Here is a 2,026-nt window from a genome sequence, read left to right as displayed (position 1 = left end):
GGCATCGGCTACACCGGCGGCACCATCCGCGACTTAAGCCAACGCGCCCTCGACTACACGCCGCCGCTGCCCGACAACGCGCCCGAATCCGAACGCAAACAATACGGCCAAGCCGACCGCTTCAGCCACTTTATCGACGACGAACTCTCCGCCCTGCTCGACAGCAAATACCGCATCGATACCCAAAACCAAGCCGTCTTCGGCCATTCTTTCGGCGCCTTGTACGGCCTCTATTCCCTGTTCACCCGCCCCGAACGCTTCCGCCATTATTTGCTGGTGTCGCCGTCTATCTGGTGGCAAGACCGCCGTGTACTCGATTGGCTGCCCGGCACATTGCCGCAAGGAATCGGCATCCGCCTCGGTGCAGGCGAACATGAAGGCAGAAACAACCGTCCCGACCAAACCAGCCGCGGCATGGTTGCACAAGCCAAAATCCTTGCCGGCACTTTGCACCATCTCGGCGCAGATGTCCGCTTCACCCTCTACCCCAACGCCAATCACGGCAACGCCCCGTTTTACGCCCTGACCGACTGCATCGAATATTTGCGCAGCGCATGGCAGCGTTGAAGCAGGTTTGCCAAACATTGAGGCCGTCTGAAACGCAAACTTAGAAGCGTATTGAACCTATTGGATCGATCTAAAATCCAATTATAAAAAGGCCGAGACCTTTGCAATAACATAGACCTTTGCAATAACATAGGTTGAGACCTTTGCAAAGGTCTCGGGGCATGAAAAAGGGAGAGGCTACCTGAAAAATAGATTTTCAGGTAGCCTCAAACCGGTTTGGCATGCATCCGAAACGGAAAATTTGAGCGGTTACATACCTTGGGTTGGTGGCAGTGTTATTTCAACTTGGCTGCCAATTTGTCGAATTTTTGTTTGATGTCGGCCTTGAAGGCTTCCACTTTCTCTTTGCGCTCGGCTTTGCGCTGTTTTTTCCAAGCTTCGTGTGCCTGACGTGCCACTTCTTCCTGCGCTTCTATTGCTGCCAATACGTCCTGTTGGGCAACGGCTACATCTTGTCGGAGAATAACGGTTTTGAAACGGTGGAAGAAAGCATCCAATACAGCTTCGTTGGATTCTTGCGCCAAAATAATGATCGCAGTACTGCCGTTATCCAGTTTTTTGGCTGTATTTTCTAGCAACGCCCCCTCTCCCAATGTTTGGGCAGTGCCTACATCACTGCCGATGAGTGCGCCAGTAGCTCCACCCAACAGAACACCGATAGGACCGCCGAGGATGCCGACCAGCGAACCAATGAGGCCGCCCGTCCATGCGCTTTCGGCCGTATTGGCGGTAAAGTCGGTGCTTTCTGCTGGGATAATCAGGTCATTTTCCTTTTTAATCAAAACGGCTTGTGCCACCAAAGCATCTGTTATCTGCGAGTAAGCTTTCAATTCAGAAAAGGCTTGATAAGCTTCGCTGGAGATGTCGAATAAGGCAACGATGATGTTTTGTTTCATAAGTCCACTCCCGTAGATTGAAAGATTTAAGAACATACAAGTTGTATGCAGTGTCATTGTAAATTACAAGGGGGGGGGGAACAATGCGGCAAACAGAACTTTACCTATGTACAGCCTGTAGAACCGGCAAACGGATAACGAACAATACCCAGCCTTTTGCCTGTAGGAAATCGTCGCATCGTTCACACCACAGGTTGAGAGAAATAAGCCTGCAAGACCTCAAGCATCGTCTGAAATCCGTTTCCACTCCAACGCTAAATCGTACAAGGCTTTTTTGCTTTCGCCGGTAATCTTGGCGGCAAGCTCGGCGGCTTGTTTGGTCGGCAACTCGGCCGCAAGGATTTTCATGGTATTTTGTGCCGCCTCGGGTAAATCGCTGTGTTTCTCTTTTACCGCAGGGTGCAACACCAGCACCATCTCGCCACGCGTTTGATTGCTGTCGTTTTTAAGGGCGGCTTGGATTTCGGCAACCGTGCCGCTGAGGAAGGTTTCAAACGTTTTGGTAATTTCTCGCGCCAAAGTCAAACGGCGTTCGGGAAACTGTGCGGCCATATCCGCAAGGC

Annotated in this window: 2 protein-coding genes and 1 pseudogene; 1 reads left to right on the top strand and 2 read right to left on the bottom strand. The window is 51.5% G+C overall.

Annotated features, from left to right (window positions below; all coding sequences use genetic code 11):
* On the top strand, positions 1-567 hold a 567-nt coding region (locus ACTHUM_RS12355), incomplete at its 5' end, for an alpha/beta hydrolase (protein WP_440402995.1).
* 275 nt (positions 568-842) lie between these two features.
* On the opposite strand, the gene ACTHUM_RS12350 is transcribed toward ACTHUM_RS12355, so the two are convergent.
* Together ACTHUM_RS12350 and ACTHUM_RS12345 are read right to left on the bottom strand one after the other, a co-directional pair.
* The gene (locus tag ACTHUM_RS12350) at positions 843-1,463 is read right to left on the bottom strand and encodes a DUF1269 domain-containing protein (protein ID WP_440398697.1); all 621 of its coding nucleotides are present in this window, start codon (positions 1,461-1,463) and stop codon (positions 843-845) included.
* Between the two features lie 219 nt (positions 1,464-1,682).
* A pseudogene (locus ACTHUM_RS12345) lies at positions 1,683-2,026 on the bottom strand (16S rRNA (cytidine(1402)-2'-O)-methyltransferase); the annotation flags it as partial.

Source organism: Neisseria sp. P0021.S006 (assembly GCF_051956895.1).
The sequence above is the reverse complement of the archived record's forward strand: the minus strand, read 5'-3'. Positions and strand labels throughout refer to the sequence as shown.

Excerpts from the sequence above, each read along its gene's own strand:
- ACTHUM_RS12350 (WP_440398697.1), bottom strand. The coding sequence starts at position 1,463 with ATGAAACAAAACATCATCGTTGCCTTATTCGACATCTCCAGCGAAGCT.